General features: G+C 66.0%; 24 protein-coding genes. 11 read left to right on the forward strand and 13 right to left on the reverse strand.

Annotated elements, in window-relative coordinates:
- From A5779_RS30300 to A5779_RS30315, 4 genes are all read left to right on the forward strand, one after another.
- Positions 1–193, forward strand: a 193-nt coding sequence (locus tag A5779_RS30300) for a PNPOx family protein (RefSeq protein WP_461786806.1), incomplete at its 5' end; no start/stop codon positions are given.
- Between the two features lie 96 nt (positions 194–289).
- Positions 290–574, forward strand: coding sequence for a WXG100 family type VII secretion target (locus A5779_RS30305; RefSeq protein ID WP_064887414.1), 285 nt, complete (start codon positions 290–292; stop codon positions 572–574).
- Between the two features lie 132 nt (positions 575–706).
- A complete protein-coding gene (locus tag A5779_RS30310) occupies positions 707–1,864 on the forward strand; it encodes a hypothetical protein (RefSeq protein ID WP_064887504.1) in 1,158 nt (385 codons plus the stop codon).
- Positions 1,861–2,613, forward strand: coding sequence for a hypothetical protein (locus A5779_RS30315; RefSeq protein WP_082941915.1), 753 nt, complete (start codon positions 1,861–1,863; stop codon positions 2,611–2,613). The genes A5779_RS30310 and A5779_RS30315 overlap by 4 nt, the downstream gene beginning before the upstream one ends.
- Before the next feature lie 23 nt (positions 2,614–2,636).
- Here the strand turns inward: A5779_RS30315 and A5779_RS30320 are convergent, their stop codons facing one another.
- Entirely contained in the window at positions 2,637–3,446 is an 810-nt protein-coding gene (locus A5779_RS30320; protein ID WP_064887416.1) for a hypothetical protein, read from the reverse strand.
- A gap of 152 nt (positions 3,447–3,598) precedes the next feature.
- Here A5779_RS30320 and A5779_RS30325 point away from each other — a divergent pair, with 152 nt between their 5' ends.
- The gene (locus A5779_RS30325) at positions 3,599–5,752 is read left to right on the forward strand and encodes an elongation factor G-like protein EF-G2 (RefSeq protein ID WP_064887418.1); all 2,154 of its coding nucleotides are present in this window, start codon (positions 3,599–3,601) and stop codon (positions 5,750–5,752) included.
- 7 nt (positions 5,753–5,759) lie between these two features.
- Here A5779_RS30325 and A5779_RS30330 read toward each other — a convergent pair whose 3' ends face one another.
- Positions 5,760–6,320 carry a carboxymuconolactone decarboxylase family protein gene (locus A5779_RS30330; RefSeq protein ID WP_064887420.1) on the reverse strand — a complete coding sequence of 187 codons (561 nt, stop codon included), beginning with the start codon at positions 6,318–6,320 and terminating at the stop codon, positions 5,760–5,762.
- Between the two features lie 87 nt (positions 6,321–6,407).
- Here A5779_RS30330 and A5779_RS30335 point away from each other — a divergent pair, with 87 nt between their 5' ends.
- From A5779_RS30335 to A5779_RS30345, 3 genes are all read left to right on the forward strand, one after another.
- A complete protein-coding gene (locus A5779_RS30335) occupies positions 6,408–7,007 on the forward strand; it encodes a TetR/AcrR family transcriptional regulator (protein ID WP_064887421.1) in 600 nt (199 codons plus the stop codon).
- Positions 7,004–7,711 carry an SDR family NAD(P)-dependent oxidoreductase gene (locus tag A5779_RS30340; RefSeq protein WP_064887422.1) on the forward strand — a complete coding sequence of 236 codons (708 nt, stop codon included), beginning with the start codon at positions 7,004–7,006 and terminating at the stop codon, positions 7,709–7,711. The genes A5779_RS30335 and A5779_RS30340 overlap by 4 nt, the downstream gene beginning before the upstream one ends.
- 242 nt (positions 7,712–7,953) lie before the next feature.
- Positions 7,954–9,105: an MCE family protein gene (locus A5779_RS30345; RefSeq protein WP_082941918.1), complete on the forward strand. Its 1,152-nt coding sequence runs from the start codon at positions 7,954–7,956 to the stop codon at positions 9,103–9,105.
- A 4-nt stretch (positions 9,106–9,109) separates the two neighbouring features.
- On the opposite strand, the gene A5779_RS30350 is transcribed toward A5779_RS30345, so the two are convergent.
- The 4 genes from A5779_RS30350 to A5779_RS30365 all read right to left on the reverse strand — a co-directional run bounded on the left by A5779_RS30350 (position 9,110) and on the right by A5779_RS30365 (position 11,950).
- Positions 9,110–9,775: a hypothetical protein gene (locus A5779_RS30350; protein WP_064887425.1), complete on the reverse strand. Its 666-nt coding sequence runs from the start codon at positions 9,773–9,775 to the stop codon at positions 9,110–9,112.
- Between the two features lie 44 nt (positions 9,776–9,819).
- A complete protein-coding gene (locus tag A5779_RS30355; RefSeq protein ID WP_064887426.1) occupies positions 9,820–10,722 on the reverse strand; it encodes a DMT family transporter in 903 nt (300 codons plus the stop codon).
- Between the two features lie 100 nt (positions 10,723–10,822).
- On the reverse strand, positions 10,823–11,110 hold the full coding sequence (locus A5779_RS30360) for a hypothetical protein (protein ID WP_055118876.1): 288 nt from the start codon (positions 11,108–11,110) through the stop codon (positions 10,823–10,825).
- Between the two features lie 132 nt (positions 11,111–11,242).
- Positions 11,243–11,950, reverse strand: a complete 708-nt coding sequence (locus A5779_RS30365) for a histidine phosphatase family protein (RefSeq protein ID WP_064887427.1) — start codon at positions 11,948–11,950, stop codon at positions 11,243–11,245.
- Positions 11,951–12,060: 110 nt separating this feature from the next.
- Here A5779_RS30365 and A5779_RS30370 point away from each other — a divergent pair, with 110 nt between their 5' ends.
- Positions 12,061–12,642, forward strand: coding sequence for an O-methyltransferase (locus A5779_RS30370; protein ID WP_413784959.1), 582 nt, complete (start codon positions 12,061–12,063; stop codon positions 12,640–12,642).
- A gap of 27 nt (positions 12,643–12,669) precedes the next feature.
- Entirely contained in the window at positions 12,670–13,488 is an 819-nt protein-coding gene (locus tag A5779_RS30375; RefSeq protein WP_064887429.1) for a DUF2127 domain-containing protein, read from the forward strand.
- Here A5779_RS30375 and A5779_RS30380 read toward each other — a convergent pair.
- Positions 13,397–14,263, reverse strand: coding sequence for an AraC family transcriptional regulator (locus tag A5779_RS30380; protein WP_165609165.1), 867 nt, complete (start codon positions 14,261–14,263; stop codon positions 13,397–13,399). The genes A5779_RS30375 and A5779_RS30380 overlap by 92 nt on opposite strands.
- Positions 14,264–14,288: 25 nt before the next feature.
- Here A5779_RS30380 and A5779_RS30385 point away from each other — a divergent pair, with 25 nt between their 5' ends.
- Entirely contained in the window at positions 14,289–15,551 is a 1,263-nt protein-coding gene (locus A5779_RS30385) for an amidohydrolase family protein (protein ID WP_064887432.1), read from the forward strand.
- Positions 15,552–15,672: 121 nt separating this feature from the next.
- On the opposite strand, the gene A5779_RS30390 is transcribed toward A5779_RS30385, so the two are convergent.
- The 6 genes from A5779_RS30390 to A5779_RS30415 all read right to left on the reverse strand — a co-directional run bounded on the left by A5779_RS30390 (position 15,673) and on the right by A5779_RS30415 (position 24,058).
- Positions 15,673–16,119: a hypothetical protein gene (locus A5779_RS30390; RefSeq protein ID WP_131811717.1), complete on the reverse strand. Its 447-nt coding sequence runs from the start codon at positions 16,117–16,119 to the stop codon at positions 15,673–15,675.
- 41 nt (positions 16,120–16,160) lie between these two features.
- Positions 16,161–17,369, reverse strand: a complete 1,209-nt coding sequence (locus tag A5779_RS30395) for a cytochrome P450 (protein WP_413784960.1) — start codon at positions 17,367–17,369, stop codon at positions 16,161–16,163.
- Positions 17,370–17,534: 165 nt separating this feature from the next.
- Positions 17,535–18,917, reverse strand: a complete 1,383-nt coding sequence (locus A5779_RS30400) for a 9-bladed beta-propeller domain-containing protein (protein WP_064887436.1) — start codon at positions 18,915–18,917, stop codon at positions 17,535–17,537.
- A gap of 100 nt (positions 18,918–19,017) precedes the next feature.
- The gene (locus A5779_RS30405) at positions 19,018–20,754 is read right to left on the reverse strand and encodes an ABC transporter ATP-binding protein (RefSeq protein WP_064887438.1); all 1,737 of its coding nucleotides are present in this window, start codon (positions 20,752–20,754) and stop codon (positions 19,018–19,020) included.
- The gene (locus A5779_RS30410; protein ID WP_064887440.1) at positions 20,751–23,348 is read right to left on the reverse strand and encodes an ABC transporter ATP-binding protein/permease; all 2,598 of its coding nucleotides are present in this window, start codon (positions 23,346–23,348) and stop codon (positions 20,751–20,753) included. The genes A5779_RS30405 and A5779_RS30410 overlap by 4 nt, the downstream gene beginning before the upstream one ends.
- On the reverse strand, positions 23,348–24,058 hold the full coding sequence (locus tag A5779_RS30415) for a TetR/AcrR family transcriptional regulator (protein ID WP_064887507.1): 711 nt from the start codon (positions 24,056–24,058) through the stop codon (positions 23,348–23,350). The genes A5779_RS30410 and A5779_RS30415 overlap by 1 nt, the downstream gene beginning before the upstream one ends.
- Between the last annotated feature and the right edge of the window lie 94 nt (positions 24,059–24,152).

The following is a 24,152-nucleotide window of genomic DNA, read 5'->3' on the forward strand; positions in this document are numbered from 1 at the left end:
CCACTACACCGACGAGTGGGAACACCTGTGGTGGGTCCGTGCGGACGGACGGGCCACCGTCCATCGCGGCGGTGACGCGATGGCCACCGGCTACGGGCTGTTGCGCGCGAAATACCCGCAGTACGAGCGAATTGCACTGAACGGCCCGGTCGTCACCGTCGAGGTCACGCGCTGGTCGTCCTGGCAGGTGTGACAGCGCCCGGAGCAGCCAAATTGGTGATCAGCGGGCCCACCGACCTGCCCTAACATCGTTGATGATGCAACGAACCAACGGCTGAACGGAGCTGTCATGGAGGTCGACCCCGAGGTCCTGCGCGCCTTTGCCGGTCAGGTGGAGATCGCGTCGGGGCTGATCCGCGAAGCCGACGTCGGCACCAAGGTCGCCACCGCAGCCGACGGACTGGACGGATCGACCACGCAGTGGGCGGCCCGACTGGTCGGCACGCATGTCAAACAGGTCGCCGAGAAGATCGCCACCAATGTCAACAACATGGGTACCGCGGTCCGAGGCGCGGCCGGCACTTACGAGGTGAGCGACGCTGATCTGGCGGGCAGCTTCAAGGGAATCTTCTGACCCGTGTTGCCCTCACGCCCACGTCTCCAAGGCTGGAACCCGGACTCGCTGACTCCCGCGGGACAAGCCATAAAGAATTCCGGCACGGCCGTCGGTGAGGCCGTATCCCGGATCAACAGCAACCTCAAGACCATGCCGGAGACCAAGGCGTGGTCAGGTGATGCGCACAACGCAGCCACGGCGATGTTCGACCGAGCCAAAACACAGACCGATGACTTCTCGAAATACACCACGGCCGTGGGTGATGCGCTCAGCGGCGCCGCCGGCCCGATCGGTAGCGCCCGAACAGCTCTACTGAACAAGGCCGACGAGATCGACAACAGCGGCCAGTTGCACGTCAGCGACCAGTGGGTGGTCCTGGTCAAAGGCGGCCAGATGACCGTTGAACAGGCGGCTGCGCTGGAGAAGCGTGCTCAGACCGAACAGGCCAACGTCAACTTGTTGCTGGTGAAGGTGGGTGCGGCCGATGAGGATGCGGCCGGGAAAGTGACGAGCGCGGCGCAGCAGCATGGATTTGAGGTGCCCAACCCTGGCGGTCTGGGCAGCCTGGTTCCCGGGATCCAGAAACCCGGCGACGAGGTGCCGAACCCGCTGTCGACAATCGGAATGCTGCAGCAGGGAATGCTCCGCGACACCGACATGTCGCAAACCGTCCGGGAAACGAAAGTAGAGACGCAGTACAACCCGAACACCGGAGAAGCGGTAGCAACGACCACGACCAGATACATGATGGACGGCAGCAAGCACATCGAGACGGTCGATGCCAAACCAAATTTCTCTGATCGAGGGCCGCTCACCACCAACGTGCATATCGACAAGAACGGGAACGAGGTTTCCAGGACAACAACTGTCACTTTCGCCGACTGGGCTCAGTACGGGATGGCCGGCAAGACCATCAGCACCACCCAATACGCGAATGGCACGATCGCCGAAGTGACCAAGTGGCCGGACGGTAAGGAAACCGCCTATGTCCGCACACCGGATGGTCGTCAGGCAGATGTTCCCATCAATCTCATCGACCATCCCATTTTGAGCCCGCTCGGCGCGACGGGAAAATACTTCGGTCCGGGGGTGAGTATTGCCACCTCGTTGTGGGACATAGCCGTGGCAGAGACGAGTTTCCAGAAGTGCGTCGCCACAGCTGAGGGCGTCACCTCGGTCACCGCCGGTACGCTCGCGGGAATCGCGGCGTCGGAGACGGGTCCGCTGGCCATACCAATCGGCCTGACCGCGGCACTCGGCGGCGAAGCCCTCGGCAACTGGATCGGCAATACGTTTTGTCCTCGATGAAGACCTCCGGTTATCTGCGCCTGGCGTTGGTCTGCGCCATTTTGGTCGGCGGCGCCGGCTTCACCATGGTCTGGACTGTCATTTGGTTCACCCGCGGCAGTTATTTGACCGCAGCTCTCTGTCTTGGCGCATCACTGCTACTTTTCAGCTTGCTGTTTCACCTTGCTTACCCAGTCTCCGGGGCAGCCCATCCAAGGGTGGATTCCGGACCCGGAGGCACAAAAATACGTCCACAGAGATATGCCGATCTGATATTCAGCATCGGTCTCTTGCTCGGCGTTCTGTCTGCGGGTGCATTTCTCCTATTTGCACAGTTCGATATGGTCGATTTCATTCCATCCGGCACCAACCGGCTGATCATGCCGGCCGGTTGCATTTTCTACGTCATCTACGGCGTGCCGGTCCTCTACCGGATTTACAGACACCGGGACGGAAAGCACCTGCGATTGGATCCTGGCGGTTTCGAGGTGTGGGATGGTCAGTGGAATTCATTCGCACATGGAACGTGGGAAGATGTCGAACAGATTCTGGATCACCCACTCAAGGGCAAGGTGTCATTCACCGATCTGATCGTTTTCGTGCTCCCCAAAGGCCGCAGCGCAAAGCTGGGATCGGGCACCATCACCGCCAACAGCCACGCACTGCGCGAGTGGGTGCGGTTCTACTGGCAGCACCCCGAGTGTCGCGACGAACTGACCGATGGGCGTGCGCTACAGCGGCTTGACGATGAGAAGTTCACCATCCGATGACTCCGGGGAATCCGATCTCGGCATCACTCGTCCCACCCGACCGAATCGTCCCACTGGCCTGACATCTCGCCGCCCATATCGCCTCCCATATCGACGATGGCATGGGCGACAGGTCCATCGAGGCACGCACGCAGTGTCTCGGCATCAAGCGGTTCGGCATAACCGGCACCGTCGGGCGCGTACAGGTAGTCGCCGTCAGCGTCGACCGTGACCCAGTAGCGAGTCGAACCGGAGAGCGACTGCACTGTCCCGATCGCTGCGACATCACGCCCGTCCACCACGTGGACGGGCGGACCTTCCGACTCGGCATGTGGAATCAGGAAGCCGAAGTCGTCATATTCGTCGACCGCGTCGGGTGGTGGTGCCGGAAGTCGATCCTCGAAGCCTGCCACCGCGATACGCGGATGGGAGCCGGCGCCGGCCAAGCCGACCGAATCGGCGATCACCGAGCCCACGGCCCCCGGCGATACCGCATAGACGTCGACGGCGTCGACGCCATCGGGGTCACTGTGCTGCACCGCGACAAACCCTGACTCGCCGGCCAGCAGGCCGTTCAACCGAAGATCGGGAGTGTCCCCGTCGGAGACGCTGACCCGGCATCCGACGCAAACATCAGCCCGCACAAAGGCTTCCACCCATCCGCGCACGCGAGCAAGATCGCCGCCGTTGAGACGATCTTCGATCGGTCCCACGTCTCTGGTGAGCAGCCATACCGACCCCACCGGTCGGCTACGGCCCAACGGGTATGGCAACGTGTCGCGGCCGTACAGCTCGCACGCTGCCTCAAGATCGACCACCGCGACAGTGCCCACCGCATCCAGCGCATGCGTCATGACCACATTCTGACAGCTTGCTGTGCACTTCCTCGGAACGTTCACCTGCGGTCCAGGCCGGCAGCCCTTGTGCTCCAGATCACATCGGGGAATGGTGGAGAGCAGGTCCGGCGGGCCGCAGGGGGCGCCCCGGGGACACCAGGAGGAGTGCCATGGCGGACAAGACCCATTCGGCCGGCAACGGGGCTGTTCCCACCGCGGACAGCCCCGCCGCCATTCGCAACGTGGCGCTCGTCGGCCCGTCGGGTGGCGGCAAGACCACCCTCGTCGAGGCGCTCCTGGTCGCCGCCGGTGTGCTGACCCGGGCGGGTTCGGTGGTCGACGGATCGACGGTCTGCGATTTCGACGAGGCCGAGATCGGCCAGCAGCGCTCGGTCGGGCTGGCGCTTGCCCCGTTGCAGCACAACGGGATCAAGGTCAATCTGATCGACACCCCCGGATACGCGGATTTCGTCGGGGAACTCCGCGCCGGGTTGCGCGCCGCCGACTGCGCACTGTTCGTGATCGCGGCCAACGAGGACATCGACGAGCCGACCAAGGCGTTGTGGCAGGAATGCGCGGCGGTGGGGATGCCGCGGGCGGTGGTCATCACCAAGCTCGATCACGCCCGCGCCAACTACGCCAATGCCCTGGCCGGCGCCCGGCAGGCGTTCGGTGACAAAGTCGCGCCGCTGTACTTCCCTGCGGGAGAGGGAGTCATCGGGCTTCTCACCCGCACCTATTACTGCTATAGCGACGGCACCCGCACCACCCGGCCGCCCGACGGCGCCTATGACGACGAGATCGCCGAGCTCCGCGGCTCTCTGATCGAGGGAATCATCGAGGAGTCGGAGGACGAGACGCTGATGGAGCGCTACCTCGGCGGCGAGGAGATCGACGAGGCGGTGTTGATCGCCGACCTCGAGAAGGCGGTGGCCCGCGGCTCGTTCTTCCCGGTGATCCCGGTGTGCAGTGGATCCGGGGTCGGCACGCTGGAGCTGCTGGAGATCGCCACCCGCGGCTTCCCGTCGCCGCCCGAGCACCGTCTGCCGGAGGTGTTCGCGGCGAGCGGCGCGGCCCGCAAGCCGATGGCCTGCGACCCGTCCGGTCCGCTGCTGGCCGAGGTGGTGAAGACGACGTCGGATCCCTATGTCGGCAGGGTCAGCCTGGTCCGGGTGTTCTCCGGCACCATCAGGCCCGACGCCACCGTGCATGTGTCGGGCCATTTTTCTGCCTTCAACGACGCTGTGGCACCTGAGGGATCCCACGGCCACGCAGATCATGATGAGGACGAGCGCATCGGCACCCTGTCCTTCCCGCTGGGCAAGCAGCAGCGCCCGGCCCCGTCGGTGGTGGCCGGGGACATCTGTGCGATCGGGCGACTGAGCCGAGCCGAGACGGGTGACACGCTCAGCGACAAGGCCGATCCTCTGGTGCTGCGTCCGTGGACCATGCCCGACCCGCTGCTGCCGATCGCGGTTCAGCCACGCGCCAAGACCGACGAGGACAAGCTCTCGGTCGGGTTGCAGCGGCTGGCGGCCGAGGACCCCACGCTGCGCATCGAGCAGAATCCCGAAACGCACCAGATCGTGCTGTGGTGCATGGGTGAGGCGCACGCCGGGGTGGTGCTCGACGGATTGTCGCGGCGCTACGGAGTGTCGGTGGATACGGTCGAGCTGCGGGTACCGCTGCGAGAGACGCTCGGCGGCAAGGCAAAAGGACACGGCAGGCACGTCAAGCAGTCCGGCGGGCACGGACAGTACGCGGTCTGCGACATCGAGGTCGAGCCGCTGCCGGAGGGCACCGGGTTCGAGTTCGTCGACAAGGTCGTCGGCGGATCCGTACCGCGCCAGTTCATCCCGAGCGTCGAGAAAGGCGTCCGCGCGCAGATGGAGAAGGGGGTCGGTTCCGAGGTCGGGTATCCCGTCGTCGACATTCGGGTGACGCTGGTCGACGGCAAGGCACACAGCGTCGACTCCTCTGACTTCGCCTTCCAGATGGCCGGTGGCCTGGCGTTGCGGGAGGCGGCCGAAGCTGCCGGAGTGAATCTGCTCGAGCCCATCGACGACGTGACCGTGGCGGTACCGGACGATCTGGTAGGCGCGGTGATGAGCGATCTTGCCGCCCGGCGCGGCCGTGTACTCGGCACGGACAAGGCCGACGAGGACCGGACCGTGGTGAAGGCGGAGATTCCCGAGGTCGAGCTGACCCGGTATGCGATCGACCTGCGGTCACTGTCGCATGGCGCCGGGACGTTCACCCGACAGTTCGCCCGCTATGAGCCGATGCCAGAATCGGCCGCCGCCCGGATACGCCGCTCCGCGTAGTCCTCAGTCAGCTCCCCATCGTGGCGTAGAACTCGTCGCTGCCTGCGCCGTCCTCAAGCTGGACGTCAAAGGTGTTCAGGGCGAAGGCAAGTGTGCTGTAGCCGCCGAAGGTGAACATCAGGTCCATCCGCTGCCGGTCGTCGAGCCGCTCCCCCAGGCGCTCCCAGACCCCGGCCGATATCCGGGATCCGGCGTGCAGTTCATCGATCGCGTCCAGCACGGCCTGATCGAATTCGTCTGCCGCTGAGCCGCTTTGGGCCGAATCGATATCGGCCTCGGTGAGCCCGGCCGGTAGGGCCATTGCACTGTGATGACCCCACTCGTACACACAGCCGTGGTGAAAGGCCGTACGCAGGATCACCAACTCCCTGATGCGCTCGGGCAACGTGGAGTCCTTTTGCAGGTAGGTGTTGAACGGCAGAAATGCCCCCGCCAGCACGGGATGGCGCACCAGTGTCGACAACGCGTTGCCCACCTTGTCCGGGCGGCGTCGCTCCGGCGGCACCGTGGAGGCCAGCGCCTCGCGTGCCTGATCGTCCCAGTCCTCGGCCGGCAACGGCGTCAACATACGGTGGCCCCACTTTACGATCGACTAGTAAACTCCTTTACGATCGTAAAGGAATTTTTGCCGCAGCGCACACGAGGGGAAGCACCGATGGACGCCGCCACGGCCGAACCGGCCGGCTCGAGCACCACCCGCGAACGCCTCGTCGAGGCTGCGGTCCGGCTGTTCACCCGACACGGCTTCGCGGGTACGTCGCTGCAGATGATCGCCGACGAACTCGGCTTCACCAAGGCCGCCATCTACTACCACTTCCGTACCCGCGAACAGCTGCTGACGGCCGCGCTGGACCCGCTCCTGCGGCAGATGCAGCAGATCGTCGAAGAGGCCGAGAACCTCCGCGGCGTACACAACCGGGCCGATCGCATGGTTCGCGGCTATGCCGACCTGGCCGTGCACAACCGCGCCATGGTCTCGGTGCTGGGCACCGACCCGAGCGTGAACGAGGCCCTGCGCACCCGGACCGAGTGGGACACGGTCATCGACCGCCAGATGGCTCTTCTGGCCGATGTCGATCCCGGGCCGGCAGGCACCGTCAAGGCGGCGCTGGTGTTCTCAGGGATCGCCGGGGCCGCAGGCATCGCCTCGGCAGGACTCACCGATGAGCAGCTCTACCACCATCTGACCGAGGCGGCTCGCCGCGCCCTCGGCCTACGCATCACCCGCACAGTCCACCGAAAGGAACAGGGATGACAGTCAAGACAGCATTGGTCACCGGGGGCGCCTCCGGAATCGGCAAGGCGATCGCCGACCGGCTGGCGGCCGACGGTTACCAGGTGGCCACCCTCGACCTCAACGCCACCGACGACCCGCACTCCTACGCGGCCGACGTCACCGATCGAGCCCAGGTCGACGCGGTCTTCAAGGCGGTCCGCGAGCAGTTGGGCCCCGTCACGATCCTGGTGAACTCGGCCGGTCTCAGCGATTTCACGCCATTCACCGAACTCACCTTCGAGCGTTGGCAGAAGGTCGTCGACGTCAACCTCAACGGCGTCTTCCATGTCGTACAGGCGGCACTGCCCGACATGATCGGCGCCGGCTGGGGCCGCATCGTCAACATCTCCTCGTCCAGCACCCATTCCGGCGTGCCGTACATGTCGGACTACGTGGCCGCCAAGTCCGCGGTCAACGGGCTGACCAAGTCACTGGCCCTGGAATTCGGCCCGGCCGGCATCACGGTCAACGCCGTTCCGCCGGGTTTCATCGACACACCGATGCTGCGCGCCGCCGAATCTCGTGGCGAGCTGGGCGACATCCAGAACACCATCGACGCCACCCCGGTACGGCGGATAGGGCGGCCGGAGGACATTGCAGCAACGTGTTCGTTCCTCATCTCGGAGGAGGCCGGCTACATCACGGGCCAGGTCGTCGGCGTGAACGGCGGCAGAAATACCTGATCAGCGCTTACGCTGTGACGGGGGTCTCCCAGAGTTGGCAATTTGATGTTCGCCGCACTGGACGGCCTGTAGTTGCAGTTGTCTCTGGTTGTTTGCGACAGTTTTGCTCACTTACTAGCTGGCTGCGTCAATATGTCGGAGGTTTGCGCGTGGCCTCATCCACCGCGACAGTGCGGGACCGCTTCCAACAGCGGTTCAAGCACTGGCGGTACGACCCGCCGTACAAGTCCGCATGCGCGGGCATGGTCATCCTGCTGATCGCGGTGCTGGTGTTGACGTGGATGCAGTTCCGCGGCGTATTCGAGGAAAAGACGCAGCTCACGGTTTTGTCCAACCGTTCCGGTCTGTCGATGGATCCGGGCTCGAAGGTCACGTTCAACGGGGTACCGATCGGCAGGTTGACGGCCGTGGACGTGGCGGACGTCGACGGCGAGCAGCAGGCCCAACTGACGCTGGACATCAAGCCCAAATACCTCAAGCTGATCCCCGAGAACGTCACCGCCGAACTGAAGGCCACCACGGTGTTCGGCAACAAGTACATCTCGTTCGTCGCGCCGGACAATCCGTCGTCGGCACGGGTCGACCCGGCCCATCCGATTCGCGCCAAGGGCGTCACGACGGAGTTCAACACGCTGTTCGAGACGATCACCGCGATCTCCGAGCAGATCGACCCGATCAAGCTCAACGAGACCCTGACCGCGACCGCGCAAGCTCTCGACGGCTTGGGTGACAAGTTCGGCCAGTCGATCATCAACGGCAACGACATCCTGGCCGACCTCAACCCGCGGATGCCCCAGATCCGCCGCGACATCTCCGGCCTGGCCGACCTCGGCGAGGTCTACGCCGAGGCCGCCCCCGACCTGTTCGACGGCCTGACCAACGCCGTCACCACCGCCCGCACCCTCAACGAGCAGCGTGGCAACCTCGACCAGGCGTTGGTGGCCGCGGTCGGCTTCGGCAACACCGGGGGCGACATCTTCGAGCGCGGCGGCCCGTACCTCGTCCGCGGCGCCCAGGACCTGCTGCCGGTCAGCGCGATGTTGGACCGCAACAGCCCGGCGCTGTACTGCATGATCCACAACTACGCCGAGGCTGCGCCGAAGTTCGCCCAGCAGACCCGTAACGGCTATGGATTCGAGCTTCAGGACTTCCTCGTCGGTGCACCCAACCCGTGGGTCTATCCGGACAACCTGCCCCGGGTGAACGCCACCGGCGGCCCCGAAGGGCGGCCCGGCTGCTGGCAGCCGATCACCAAGGACCTGTGGCCGGCTCCCTACCTGGTCATGGACATCGGTGCCTCGATCGCGCCGTACAACCACTTCGAACTCGGCCAGCCGCTCGTGTCCGAGTACGTGTGGGGCCGCCAGATCGGCGAGAACACGATCAACCCGTAGCGCGTCAGCCGTTACGGACCTTGGTCACCTGCTCGGTGAACACCGCGTTGAGCATCTCGACATCCGGCATGACGCTGCGGCTGCTCGACTCGCCGCCCACCGCGATGCACATGACGACGATGTCACCGACCTGCGCCGTGTAGCCCTTGATCATCATCTTCATGGTCTCGCCGACGACGCCTGCGGTCGACGTCATGTCGAAGCCGACCTGGGCATCGGCCTTGCTGGCCGGCGGTTCGAGGCGGTGCACCGCCGCTTCGGCTTTCACACCGTCCTTCTCGACGCTGAACGCCTGGCACTGGCTCAGCCATTTCTCGGTCACCGCCACCAGTCCGGAGCCCGGTTCACGGCTGAGGGTGGCGATCACCCCCGGGGTGCCCTGCCGTTCGGTGACCATGGCGGCCACCCCGCTGGACAGCGAGGTCTTGTCCGAGGAATCGCACTCCGGAGGGTCGGCCGGGCCGGTGCCGGACTTGCCCGACTCCTCGGCCATCTTCTGGCTGACGTCCTCCACATGCCAACCGGCCGGGAAGTCACTACCGGTGACCAAGAGTCCGGTCAATGACGAGTCGACCGTCACGGTCGGTTCATCGGTGCATCCGGCCAACACCACCGTGGCGGCCAGCAGTGCCCCCGCCACTTTGCTGAGCTTCCGGGTGATTCGCTGCATAGCGGTACGGTAACCGGCCCACAAGGCCGCTCGGCGCACCAATTTCAGACGGGCCGAGTGGTCTTGACCTCCAGTTGGGCCTCGAGCTTCTCCTCGTAAGCGCCCTCGTCCCGGCCGAGCGCGATGGTGGCGGCGGCCATCGCCCCGATTGCCACCGCGAGTACGACGGGCTCCCACCCGGTGATCGACAGGTGCTCCCCCAGCACCACGGAACCGAGGACGACGGCCACGACCGGCTCGAGCACCAGCATGGTCGGCACCGAGGTCTGCAGCGAGCCGGCGTGAAATGCCGACTGCTGCAACAGCGTCGCAACCACCCCGAGGGTCACCACGAGGTACAGGGCCGGCGTGGTCAGCACGGCGAGCACACCGTCGACTGCGATCGTGTGCATCACGATCTTGGTCAGTACGGCGACCACGCCGAACATCACGCCCACGGCCAGTGCCAACAGCACCGCGCGGCGCCAGTTGGTGCTCCGCGTGGCGGCCAGGACACACAGGCCGACGGCCGCGGCGCACACCACGACGACGGTGACCGTGGTGGCCACCGATACCCCATAGGTTCCGGTGCTGGCCCTGGCCAGCGCCACGAACACAGTCAGCGCGCCGGTCAGCAGCAGGGCCCACAGCCATTCGGCGCGGCTGACCTTGCGGTGGGCCAGCCGGGCACTGAGCGGAAGCGCGAACAACAGTGCCGAAACCAGCACCGGTTGGACAAGCAGCAGCGAGCCGAATCCGAGTGCCAGCGCCTGGAACACGTACCCGGCCACCGCCGATGCGGTCCCGGCCCACCACAGCCTGCGGCGCAGCAGGGTCCGCAGCATGACGGTGCTGACGCCCTTTTCGGGCGGAACGTCCATGGTGGCGCGCTGCCGCACCACAATGCCGACAGCCGCGAAAACCGCTGCGCACAGGGCGAACAGCACCGCAAGACTGTTGCCGAGCAAGCCTCGTCAACCCCTCCCGGGCCGATGTGTCGACCTCTCGAGAAGAGAAGGCCAGTGCCCTTCAACCGTAGAGCGCGGACGCGCTGCGCGCTGCTCCGGGCTAGACGACCTGCAGATGCCGCTTCGGGGGCTCGTCGGCAGAGTCTGTGGGAGCGGTCGGCGGGGCGGGAGCGATCTTGTCGTTGACGCTGGCCACGGCCAGGTCGACGCGGTTCACCGCGTTGTCGCACATGTCGCGGACCCGGCCGCTGGCGGTCTCGACCTCGTCGGCGGCACTGCGCAGGTAGGCCCTGAGATTGATCCGGAGCCGCTCACCGGCCCGGCGTGCCCGCAGCCGTACCCGGTCGTCGACCTCGACGGTCACGTAGGGCAACAACCGAAACCTCATGACAGAAACCTCATAGCCGCGCTCCCATCTCCGCTTGCCTTGGCACACAGTAACCGCGCCCGGCCGGTGTTCGAGCCAGACGTGATCGGCGCCGCATTCCGCCAGTTTATGGCGGGTAGATCACTTCGGCAGCTAGCTTCCCGCGCCGTCCCAGTCGGTCAGGGTCCAGCCGTCGGTCGGATTGCCCTTGATGACGACGTATCCGGTGTTGTCGAGCGGGTGCTGCATCAGCAGCTGAGGATTGGGGTTGCGGACGTTCATCTGCACCCACAACATGATCGCGGCGCCGTGCGAGTACGCGACCGGATCGTCGTCGCCGCTGTCGTAGATCTGCTGCACCGCCCCGTCGAACCGGGCGTCGAACTCGTTGCCGTCGATCGAGCCGGGGATCCGGGCGGTCCGGTCACCACGCAGCCACTGCTCGGGGGCGGTGAAGTACGTCTGGACCGCGCTCGCCTCGGGCTGGCCCTCGTAGATGCCTGCCTCGACTTCGTGGAGCCCGGGCAGCACGGTGATCGACTCGTGCAGGGTGTCGGCCATCGGCTGTGCGGTCTGTTGGGTGCGGATCATGGTCGAGGCGAAGATGCCGTCATAGTGGTTCGGCGCCAGGCGTCCTGCGCTGGCGACGGCTTGCTGCCGGCCCAGGTCGGTCAGCGGCGGCCCCGGCGTGGAGCTGTCGATGAGGCCGGAGGCGTTCCCGGCAGACTGGGCGTGCCGGACGAAGGTCAGGGTGATGGAGCGGTAGCCGCCCGCCGCCGCGGCCGGCGCCAGCAGCGTGGCGAGGACAAGAACGACGGCGGCTGACAGCGGGAGTGCTCGTAGTTTTCGCACACCGGCCATAATTCACCCTCCGGCGTAGGTTCGTCAGGGTGACTACCACTCTCGATGACGCCCGCGTCGCGGACGCGCTGGACCGGATGTACGCCGCCTCCGACGAGCAGTTCAAGAAGATGCGCGAGGGCGGGTCGGGCCGGTTCGCCGATCTGTCCGGTGCTTCCGCCCAGGAACGTGCGGATGCGCTCTCCGACATCTACATGCCGGTGACGCGAGAGGCCGGCCGGTTGCTCTACTCCCTGGTTCGGGCCACCAGGCCCGCGCTCGTGGTCGAGTTCGGGATGTCGTTCGGTCTCTCGGCGCTGCACCTGGCATCGGCAGTGCGCGACAACGGAACCGGTCGGGTCTTCACCACCGAGCTCAGTGCCGCGAAGATCGCCGCGGCCAAGCAGACCTTCGCCGAGAGCGGCCTCGACGACGTCATCACCGTGCTGGAGGGCGATGCGCTCGAGACGCTCAAGACGCTGACGGGTGACATCGGCTTCGTCTTGCTCGACGGCTGGAAGGAGCTCTATCTGCCGGTGCTCAAGCTCCTCGAGCCCCAGCTCGCCACGGGGGCACTGCTGGTCGCGGACAACACGTCGATGGCTGACACCCAGCCGTATCTGGACCACGTCCGCGAGCCCGCCAACGGGTACGTCAGCGTGAACTTCCTGGCCCGCGACAGCGACAGCATGGAGCTCAGCTGCCGCACTTAGCCGGTTCGGCCGGGCTACGGTGCTGACATGGTGGATTTCGCGCTGCGGTCATGCGGGCTGCGCGGTCACGCCACGTTTGCCCCGGACGAACCGGAACTACGCGACCGGTTGCGCGTAGACACCCCTGTCGGCGAGGCGTGGCGTTGTCTGCGGTGCGAGACGTTCGTGGTCGGCCCTCCTCGCGGTCACGGGCCCGCCGACACCGCACCGGAGATCCCCCGCGGCCGGCTGCTGCGAGACCGCACCATCATGCGACTGCTCGCCGCCGAGCGGGCGGTGCGCGGGATCGTGTTCACGCTGCTGGCAGTGGGCATCCTCAAGGTCCGCGCATCCCGCAGTGAGCTACAGGACGCGTTCGACAAGGATATTCCGCTGATGCGGCCGCTGGCCGACCAAATCGGTTGGAACATCGACGATTCCAAGATCGTGCGGCACATCGGCGAGGCGTTCACCTTGTCGTCGACCACCCTGCTGTGGATCGCCCTCGGTGTCGCCGCCTATGCCCTGGTCGAGTTCACCGAGGCCGCCGGCCTGTGGCTGATGAAGCGATGGGGCGAGTACTTCGCGGTGATCGCCACCGGCGTCTTCCTGCCGCTCGAAATCTACGAGCTCACCGAGAAGGTGACCGCCCTGCGTCTCGGCGCACTCGTGATCAACCTGGCCGCAGTGGTCTGGTTGCTCTGGAGCAAGAGGCTTTTCGGGATCAACGGTGGCGGCGAGGCGTACCGCACCGAGCATCACACCGAGAGCCTGCTCAGTGTCGAACGGGCCGGGTTGGCCACGCCTGATGCTCCTCACGCGAGCGGTTCCGATACGCCGACGGCGTCTGACCACAAAACTGAGTGAAGCACCGGGTGAACGAGCTGAGATTCTCGAACCCCACCGCCGTCGCGGTCGCCTGCACCGACTGATCGGGCCCGGCCAGCAATGCCATGGCCCGCAGCATCCGAGCATGCAGAAGATATGTCCGCCAAGAGATTCCGATCGTGTCGGCGAACAAGCGGCGCAACGTCCGTTCGGACACCGCCACCGCCCGGCTGACGTCCTCGGCGGTCACCGAGGCGAGGTGTTCCTTGGTGTACGCCAACGCGGCAGCGACGATCGGATGATCGGTGGTCGGCAGGCTCAGCGGCGCTTCGTGATCGAGCGCCTCGACGACGAGGTTGGCCAACGTTCGGAAAAACGTGTCGGATGTGTCATCGCCATGGGCCCGGTCCACCGGCCAGCGCAACCCGTAGATCATCATCTCGCGGATCAGCGGGGACACGGCGATGATCCGAGCCCGGTCGCCGCCATCGGCGATCATCTCCGCATCGAACATCACCGCGACGGTCTTGACATCGGGGTTCATCACGGCCTGGTGTTGCAGGCCGGCGGGAATCCACGCGGCCTGCTGCGGCGGAAGGAGATAGTGCGCGGCGTCCGTCTCGACCTCGACCACACCGTGCAGCGCGTACTCGATCTGGTGCACCTCGTGGGAGTGCCAGCCGGTGATCAGCCCGTCGCCTTGGTAGAGGTAGCTGCCGGCCAGCGCATGTCCGCCACGGCGCAGTTCGATGACCGGCCTCGACATGTTGGCCGGTTCAGTCAAACCTCTGTCCGAAAGTGCAGAGACGGTCACACCGTCCGAGGGTACTAGTTGATCTATGCAGACCGACGACCTGATCCTCATCAGCATCGACGACCACGTCGTCGAGCCTCCCGACATGTTCCTCAACCATGTCCCGGCGAAGTACAAGCCCGAGGCACCCATCGTCGTCACCGACGACAAGGGCGTCGACCAGTGGATGTACCAGGGCCGCCCGCAGGGTGTGTCCGGTCTCAACGCGGTGGTGTCCTGGCCGGCCGAAGAGTGGGGCCGTGATCCGGCCGGCTTCGCCGAGATGCGGCCGGGCGTCTACGACGTCCACGAGCGGGTCCGCGACATGGACCGCAACGGCATCCTGGCCTCGATGTGCTTCCCGACCTTCACCGGGTTCTCCGCGCGTCACCTCAACATGACCCGTGAGGACGTCACGCTGGTGATGGTGTCGGCCTACAACGACTGGCACATCGACGAGTGGGCCGGTTCGGCGCCCGGGCGCTTCATCCCGATCGCGATCCTGCCGACGTGGACTCCCGAGGGGATGTGCGCCGAGATCCGCCGCGTGGCCGCCAAGGGTTGCCGCGCGGTGACGATGCCCGAACTGCCCCACCTCGAGGGTCTGCCGAGCTACCACGACGAGGAGTACTGGGGCCCGGTGTTCCGCACCCTGTCGGAGGAGAACGTGGTGATGTGCCTGCACATCGGCACGGGCTTCGGGGCGATCAGCATGGCGCCCAACGCGCCGATCGACAACCTGATCATCCTTGCCACCCAGGTCTCGGCGATGTGTGCCCAGGACCTGCTGTGGGGACCGGCGATGCGCAACTACCCCGACCTCAAGTTCGCCTTCTCCGAGGGCGGAATCGGTTGGATTCCTTTCTATCTCGATCGCAGCGACCGCCACTACACCAACCAGAAGTGGCTGCGCCGCGACTTCGGCGACAAGCTGCCGTCAGACGTGTTCCGCGAGCACTCACTGGCCTGCTACGTCACCGACAAGACCTCACTCAAGCTGCGCCATGAGATCGGTATCGACAACATCGCGTGGGAGTGCGACTACCCGCACAGCGATTGCTTCTGGCCCGATGCCCCCGAGCAGGTGCTGGCCGAGCTGAATGCCGCCGGCGCAAGCGATTCCGACATCAACAAGATCACCTGGGAGAACTCGGCACGGTTCTTCGGCTGGGATCCGTTCGCGCTGACCCCGCGCGATCAGGCCACCGTCGGCGCACTACGCGCCAAGGCCACTGACGTCGACACCTCGATCCGTCCGCGCGCGGAGTGGGCCCGCCTCTACGAGCAGAAGCAGCTCACCAAGGCCTGAGTCGTTCGATCTGCCGTTGGCTCTGCGGTGAGGGCGCGAAAGTTCGAGTAACGAACGCCTTCACCGCAGACCCAACGTTTGGTGCTCGGGAGCGCACCATCCGGGATTCGGGAAGTGAGCCTCACGCGTGCAAGGTGACGCCGCGGCCCTTGGCGTTCATCGAGGTGAAGGCCTCCGAGATCGCGATCTCGCCAGCCGGAAGGTGGGCCGCGACGACCGCCTGGGATTTGAATGCCACTGCGGCGGCGCTCAAGCTGTGTCCGAATACGTGGTTCTGGTCCGGGGATTCACCCCAGACCAGAATCTCGGCACACCCGGCGGGAAGCTGTCGGCCGTCATCCGAGATCACCTGGGCATAGGCATCGGGTCCCATGACCAGGACGCACCGCTCCTCGTCCGGTAGGCCCGGTGCTCCCCCCGCATCGACCAACTCGGCACCGAGGATCTGCACCGGCCGAACGTCGACCGCATCGGACAGCGCCACGCTGACCCGCCAACCACTCATCGTCCGGTCGACGATCAGTCCCCCGGCGTTGACAGCCAGTTCCGCGGCGTCCCGTGCCACCACGTGCATACGGTATCCGACTGCACCGCCGCCCTTTTCGCCCTTCATCGCAGTACTCGCACCGGGACGTGGGCCCATCCCGCGACGTTCTGCATACTCACTCGCTCGCAGCGGTCCCACGCCACCTCGTAGCGGGGCATGAAGTCCAGGAGCTTGTCCAGGGCGATGCTGCATTCCAATCTGGCCAGTGCAGCACCGAGGCAGCTGTGGATCCCGTATCCGAATCCGAGGTTCTGAGCCTCGGTCCGGTCTCGGTCGATGTCGAACACGTCGGGATCCGTCCAGGCATCGGGGTCACGGTTGGCCGAACCGCCGACCAGGAACACCGGCTTGCCCGCCGGAATCGTCACACCGTGCAGCTGGATCTCACGTTGCGAACGCCGAACGTTGTACTGAGCAGGAGCCTCGTACCGCAGCAGTTCTTCGATCGCGGCCGGTATCTTGCCGCGGTCCTCACGCAGACGCTGCCACTGTTCGGGGTGGCGGGCGAACATCACGGTGGCCGCACCGACCAGCTTGGTCACCGTCTCGGCCCCGGCACCGCCGAGAAGTGTGGCGAATCCTGCGATTTCGGAATTGCGCAGGCGGGTCAGCTCGCCGTCCTCGCGTTCGATCTCGGCCGAGATCAGCCGGCTGATCATGTCGTCGCACGGCTCGGCCTGGCGCTGTTTGATCAGGTCGTAGTACAACAGCCATGACTGCGCCATCGCTTCGATCCCGGATTCCGACATCTCGATCTGGCCCGGCTCCCGGTGCAGCGAGGCATCGATCCACAGCCGTACCTGCTGGCGTGATTCCGGCGGGACCCCGAGCATGGTGGTGATGACCTCGACCGGGAAGTACGCCGAGAAGTCGGACACCACATCGAATTCCGCCGGATCGACGGCCGCGAGGTAGCGATCGATCTGCTGGGACACCATGTCCTGCAACGCGGTGATCGCCCTCGGGGTGAAGACCTTGTTCACCAGGCTGCGCATGTGCCGGTGCTCGGGCGGATCCAGCGAGATGATCATCTTCGCCGGTGCCTTCTGCCCTGTCCGGACCATGGCGAGGTCGACGCCGTATGCCGACGAGTACGTCTCGAAGTCCTTGAATGCGGCCGCCACGTCGACGTGTCGGGTCAGCGCGTAGAAGTCGTATTCGGCGCTGTAGTAGACCGGGGCTTCGGACCGCATGCGCCGATACGTCTCGTACGGACCGTTGAAGAAATCCGCCGAAAACGGGTCGAACACCACCTGCGCCGTCGTCAACATGGCCTCCCGCCGGAACACCCAACCCGCCCCGACATCATTGCGGGACGCCCAACTGTAATAGTTACAGTAGGTCTTGTTCAAGTATCCGATCGGCTAGTACCTCGGTTAGCGCGGGTGGCACCCCACTTCGCCTGGTCAGCACCGGCCTTCGAGTTACCGCTGGAGTCACCTGGTCGGCGGTACCAGCGCGGTGAACTCGGCGCTCTGCGGCAGTAGCTGCACAAGGGTTGATCCGACCGCCCACATGGCAGGCGGATCGGCGATCTGCCATAGCGTCTCGCAGGTATTGGTGTCGACTGCCGTCAATGCCCCGTCACGTTCGAATCGACCGATCACCACCGTGCCGTCGGAGCCGACGAAGTCCATCGCACCCAGCGGTACCCCGGAACACGCCGAGACCTGGTCGCCAGTCGTCAGGTCGAACTTCTTCCACACCACGTCACGTCCGTGGACACCGAGATCGTGGTTGATGAAGAGGTGTTCGCCGAGGAATCGGTCCGCTACGGCGTTCTCGGTCCTGACCACCGACATCGGAGTGCCGTGATTGTCGAGCACCAGCTGCGCATCGTCGAGGTTGATCGCCAACACCGGCAGCTCACCTTCGCCGGTGGGCACAGCCGATGCCCCCTTCGGTGGGCGATACTCGCCGACCTTGGTGCCCTTCTCGTCGTAGAACCCGAACACCTGGGAACCACGGCCGCGCCGCTCATCCACCATGAAGCCGCCGATGACGGGTTCGACTTGCCGGTCGACGTTTTCGGCCAGCACCGCCCCGTCGACGACAGAGAACACGGTCTCCGGACCGTCGGCATTCATGGTCGCCGCTACCGTTGCCGGTGGGTCGCCCGGGAATCGGCTTCGGTCGAACGTCGACAGCAGGTCACCGTCGCCCGCCACCGACCACGTCAGCTGTCCCTGGTCGCCGATACCGTGCGCTCCGACACCGGTTTCCAACGCGACCGCATAGTTGCCGACCTGCTTCACTTCAAGAGCTCGCGCGCCTTCCTGTTGTGGACGAAGTCCGGTCGGAACGTGCGCGATGATTGCACCTGCGTCACTGTCGACGACCCACACATCGTCGCGATCATCGCTCAACAGATCGTTGACACACACCAGCCGTCGCGGGCCGTTGAGAAAGCAGTCGGCGGATCGGGCATCGGGAATGTCCACCGGAGGAAAGAGCGCCGTACCGTTCGAGACATCGATGCCTAGCACCGCGGTCTTCCTCAGTCCCTTTGTGCGGACAAGATACTCGACAGTGAAATAGGCGCGGTTGCCGTCGTTGCCGATGAATTCCGGGTTGATCCTGACCGGTTCGGAAAGGATCTTGTTGAGATCCACCCGCCACCCTGGCACCGGCTCCGATTGCAGCGACGGCAACAACACCTGACCTGGTACGCCGACCCGGCCGGGGTAACTGACCGGATCGAGTTCAACCGCGGACGGAAATGGGAGCCAACAGCCGCTGACGAGGCCTGCGATGCCGACGAGCGTCGCCGGCCACCACTTCCGACAGTGCCCACCGGATCCCGCCTCCGACCCACGCATGCGATACCCCCAAATCTCGTCTGCCTGGACATCGGTGACATTAGCAACGGTGCGACGCCGGCCCGGACATCAATTTGTGTTCAAGGGATAACGCACTCCGTCAGTGGGTGATCTGCCAGTCGGCGGCCTCGCGCTGCTGATTCCAGAACTCGTCAAAACGTCCGCGCGCAGCCAGCAGTTCGTCGATACTGCCGTCCTCGACGATCTTTCCGCCATCGAGGAACAGCACCCGGTCCGCATGCCGGATGCTGGCCAGGCGGTGCGCGACGATGACGCGGGTGCGCGACTTCTCATCAGCGGTCAGGGCATCGACCACGGCAGCCTCGTTCTCGGTGTCCAGCGCGCTGGTCGCCTCGTCCACCAGCAGCACCGGCGCCGGCTTGACCAGGGCACGCGCGATGCTGACCCGCTGACGTTCGCCACCCGACAGTGCCGTCCCGGCTTCACCGACCTTGGCACCGTCACCGTCGGGCAGCCGCGCAGTCAGCTCGTCCACACGGGCCAGTCGCGCCGCGGTGGCGAGCTGCCCGGGATCGGCGTTCGGGTCGCCGACCAGAATGTTCTCCCGGATCGTGCCGTCGAACAGATAGGGGTGCTGGAACACCACACTTGTTGCCGCCCTGCGGGTTTCAGCGTCCATCTGGGCCGTGTCGACACCGTCGATCAACACTCGCCCCGCGGTCGGCTGGTGCAGGCCCGCGATCAGCGAGAGGATCGTGCTCTTCCCCGAACCGGACGGGCCGACAATCGCGGTGGTACCACCGGGCTCCAAGGCGAAGCTGACGTCCTGCAGCACCGGGGTGGTTCCGTAACCGAAACTCACGCCTTCGAATTCGATACGCGGCGCGGCGGTCGTGTCCAGCGTGGCGCTGCCGGTGGCCATGACAGGAGCATCGAGGACGGCCCGGATCCGGCCGAGGGAAGCCCGGGTGGTTTCGATCGCCGGGGCCAGCTCCGACAGCGAGGTGAACGGCTCGAGGTAGCGCGCGGCGACGACGATCATCGCGATCGCCTCGGGCACGCCGAGAGCGCCGCGCAACGTCAGCACCGTGGCCATGCCGGCCAGGATCAGCAGTGCCAGTTGGCTGGCCAGGCTGAACAGCAACTGTCCGGGCACCTGCATGAGCAGCAGCCGCATGCTGGCGCCGTGCTGGGCAGCCAGGGCGTCGCCGACCATGCTGCGGGCCGGTTCCACCCGCCGGGCGGCGCGCAGCGCCTGCTGGGTGCGGGCAAACTCGATGATCCGTTCGGTGAATGCCCGGTTGGTCTCGTCGGCCACTGTGTCGGCCTTGCGGCTCAGCCGGCCCGAGGCCCAGAACGCACCGAGCAGGACGACGACACCGGCGAGCGCGGCCAACCCGAGTGGGACCGAAATGAACAGCAGCGCAATGCCGATGGCTGCGGGTAGCAGAATCGCCCCGATCAACGGCGTCAGGAGGTTGACCACCATGCCGACCAGTTCGGGTCCGGTCGCCGCGATGGCCTGACGGGCGTTGGCGGTGTTCGCCCCGTTGTCGCCCCCCAGCCAGTCCATCCGGATGCCGGGCAGCCGGTCGGCCACATCGTGTTGAGTGTTGTCGAGCAGGGCGAAGCCGAGATCGAATCCCAGCCGTGACGTTGCGGTGTCGATGATCCAGCCGATGACCGTGGCGGCGGTGAGCCAGCCCAGCCACGGCAGCGCGTCACGCGGCGCATCGCTGAACAACGCTGCCACAAGGGGGATCAGCAGCACGGTGCCGGCCGCGCGGATCACCACCGAAACGAGGGTCAGCGTGGCGTAGACGCCGACCCGGCCGCGGCGATCCGCCGGGATGAGAGCGATCAGGGTGCGGATCATCGTGCAGCCTCTCCTGCGGTGACGGCCTCGCCGGGATGCAGTGACTGACCGGTCTGCCAGAGCTGGTGGTAACGCCCACCCGCGGCGAGCAGTTCTTCATGGGTGCCGGTTTCGGCGATACGGCCGCCGTCGAGTACCACGATCTGATCGGCATGGGTGATGGTGTGCAACCGGTGCGCGATCACCAGCACGGTCCGGTCCTTGGTCAACCGATTGAGTGCCTGCTGCACAAGGTATTCCGATTCCGGATCGGCGAAGGCCGTCGCTTCGTCCAGGATCAGGACCGGGGTGTCGGCCAGGATGGCCCTGGCGATGGTGAGACGTTGCCGCTCACCGCCCGAGAGTGCCGACGACGCCCCGAGCACCGTCTGATATCCGTCGGGCAGGCGCAGGATCCGTTCGTGAATCTGGGCGTCGCGGGCGGCCTGCTCGATCCGGGTCTGGTCGGCGTCCGGGTCGGCCAGCGCGATGTTCTCGGCGACGGTACCCGCCACCAGCTGGGTCTCCTGAAGCACGAACCCGACCTGGCGGTACAGCTCGTCAGCCGGTAGGGACCGGATGTCCTTGCCGTCCAGCCGGATCGACCCCGTACCCACGTCATGGAACCGGGCCAGCAGCGCGGCCAGAGTGGACTTGCCCGAGCCAGAAGGACCGACGAGCGCGGTGACAGTGCCCGGACGCAAGGTCAGCGAGACATCCTGGATCACCGGAACGCTCGGCCGGTACCCGAAGGTCACGCCGTCGAACACCACTGCGGCCGACGCACCCGGCTCGTCCGCGTGCTCGAGCAGCGCCAGGTCCGCCTCGTCGAGCGCGTTCTGGATGCGGCGGGCGGCCAGCATGCCGCCACGGATTCCACCCAGCCCGTAGCCCACACCGAGCAGCCGGACGCCGAATGTGGTGCCCAGCAACAGGAACGGCAGCAGATCGACGGGGTCCATCGAGCCACCGATGATCATCGGGGTGCCGACGGCGGCGATCAGCCACAGGAACGTACCGGGCCTGGTGACCAGGTCCATCAGCGACTTCTTGCCGGTGAACGGGCGCTGCCAGCCGACCAGGAAGCCGATGTACTCGTCGAGGCGGCGACGGAAACTCGACGATGCCGCACCGCCGAACACCCGGACGACGGGCTGGCCCTCGAGGTAGGCGCCGGCCTCTCCACTCATCCGGTCGGCCCAGCGTTGCGCCTGGCCGATCTTGGCACCGGACTGGATGGTCATCACCGACATCAGCACCAGATAGGTGAGCACCGGGATGAACAGCACCAGTGCCAAGCGCCAGTCGACGGTGAACAGGTAGACCAGCACGGCCACCGGAGCAACCACCGCCGCAACGGCATCCGGGATCGCGTGGGTGACCAGGTAGTGCAGTGACAGGGTGTCGTCCTGCACCAGCTGTTTGATCGATCCCGAACCCCGGGCGGTGAACCAGCCGAGCGGCAATCGGGCCATCTTGGTCAACAGCCGGGTCCGCAACTCACGTGCGAACTTCGCGTCGAGCCGGTGCAGCCACAAGGTCAGGCCGGCACCGAGCAGCGCGCCCAGACCCAACAGCCAGACCGCAGTCAAACCCAGTGTCCACAACCGGGATTCATCAGCGCCGGACAGCAGCAGCCGGGCCAACTCGACCAGCAGGACGAAGGGCGCCAGCTGGACCAGGGTGATGATCGCCTGCAACACACCGGACACGATCAGCGGGGTTTTCAGTGGGGCCAGCAGCCGTCCCGCACCCTGCGCGCGCCAGGTGCCGCGTGCGGGCGCAGCCGAGGCTGCGGCGGCAACAGGCTCGGCCACAACAGCTTCGGGGCCGGCGGTTTCGGACTCGGCCTCAGGGCCGGGCTCGGCTTCGGTGCGATCGGTACCCATGGCCCGGCCCTCGGTCCAGTAGGCCTGGGCGTGCAGTTCTGATTTGGGGAAGCCGAACTCATCCTTCAGCCGCGCACGCAGATGTTTGAGCGAGCCGGCCTCCGGTGTCACCCAGCAGTACCAGTCCGACCAGTCCCTGGCCTCGATCGCGGCGGCCAGTGAGGTCGTGTCGTGGCGCTTGACCCAGTGCACCTGCAGCCGTGGGTGCTCGGCGATCGGGATCAGCAGGTCGTTCTCGTCGTGCTGTTCGAGATAGGCCTCGATCGGGATGTCACGCGGCAGGGCGCCGATGATCCCGTTGATGGCGGGTATGGCCGCCGCGTCGCCGATCAACAGGTAGCCGGCGGGCAGGTCGTCCGGCACGGTGAACCCCGTGGAGCCCAGGGCCATCACCGGGATCGTGTCGCCCGGCTTGGCAGTGCGCGCCCACTTCGACGCCGGTCCCGACGGCTCGTGCAGCACCACGTCCACCGCGAAATGCCCGGTGTCGGGATCCATTTCGGACATGGTGTAGCCGCGCTGGAATTCGGTCTTCGAGCCGTCGGGATCCGGAACCCAGAACCGCAGGTACGACGTCGGCTCGGCGATGGCGTCCTCGAACACCGTCGGCGACACCAGGCGCAGGCGCAGCATGTTCGGTGTCAGATAGGTCGTCTCGACCACGGTCGCCTGGTGATCACGCGCGCCGAAGCCGCGCATCATCACTCCCTGAAATCCGCGTGCCATCAGCGGTCCTCTCCCTGGGCGGTCAGATCCGCCACGATGTCGGTCATCGGCCTGCCGGGGGCCACGGACGTCAGCAGTCCCCGGATCAGCGCGTTCATCAGAAGTTCCAGATACTGCGGGCCACTGAGTTGCATACCCGCCGTGTGCACCGGCCCGAGCGCCGCGTCACCGGCCAGTCGTTGGGCGGCGGCATCGCGTTCCACGACGAACTCGTCGCCGCCGCTGGCCTCGGCCTTGAGTTCGTGCTGGGCCGCGAGCCCGATCGCGAGCACGGCCACCGAACTGCTGAGCAGCGCTGCCCCCTCGGCTGTGTAGCCGCGCCTACCCAGTGCGGCGATCTCGTCCGTCAGCAGCTGGGCGCCGGCTTCCCCGCGCGGGAACAGCACCTGCATGTAGGTGGCCAAGCCCGGATTGTCCAGGGTGAACCGGTGCAGGCTGACCCCGAACGCCAGCAGATGGTCTTCGACGGACCGGGCCGGATCGTCGACGAACTCCAGCTCGGCGAGCAGGCTCTCCCCGACCAGGCGCTCGAGCTCCCAGCGGCCGCTGATGTGGCGGTACAGCGCGGTCGCGGAGACCCCGAGTCGGGCGGCGACGGCATTGATGCTCAGGTTGCGCATGCCGAGCTCGCGACCGGCGGAGACGATGTCGGACACCGCGATCAGCGGCGGGCGCCCACCCACGCGCGCGGGGACACCGGTTCCGGCCACGACTACCTCCACAGGAAAGTTACCCCCACAAACTAAGGGTCACCTTAGTGCGCGTCAACCCCGCCCTTGCATAACAGAGCGATTGCTCTGTTAT

Origin of the sequence: Mycolicibacterium peregrinum, from assembly GCF_001665625.1 — a bacterium.
Taxonomy (GTDB): domain Bacteria; phylum Actinomycetota; class Actinomycetes; order Mycobacteriales; family Mycobacteriaceae; genus Mycobacterium; species Mycobacterium peregrinum_B.